The 383-nt window shown below is 72.1% G+C and carries 1 pseudogene; it reads right to left on the bottom strand.

What is annotated here, in order from left to right:
* Nucleotides 1–383: pseudogene (locus HUA76_RS44860) on the bottom strand (hypothetical protein); the annotation flags it as partial.

Raw genomic sequence — 383 nt, forward strand, 5'->3', positions numbered from 1 at the left:
CCCACACCACCAGGAACTGCGTTCCGTCGAAGGTGACGGCGGCGGACCGCTGGACGCGTGGCGCCACGGAGATGGCGAAGCCGCCGGTGTCCAGCACCGCCCGGTCCGAGGCCCGCACCCGGGCCCCGTAGATGTCGGACTCCGCCCCGGCGCGCGCGTCGTCCCAGACCACCAGGTACCGGGTCCCATCGAAGGCCACCTCGGGGGCGCCCTGGGCGCCCGGGTGCGCGCAGATGGGAATGCCCGAACCGTCGAGCGCCACGCCATCCGACGCACGCACCCGCCCCGCGTAGATGTCGGAGAGCGTCCCGGAGCTGCGGGTGTCGCTCCAGACCACGAAGTAGTTCGTTCCATCGAACGTCACCGACGAACTCACCGCGGAC

Source organism: Myxococcus sp. CA056 (genome assembly GCF_013336715.1).
Classification (GTDB): domain Bacteria; phylum Myxococcota; class Myxococcia; order Myxococcales; family Myxococcaceae; genus Myxococcus; species Myxococcus llanfairpwllgwyngyllgogerychwyrndrobwllllantysiliogogogochensis.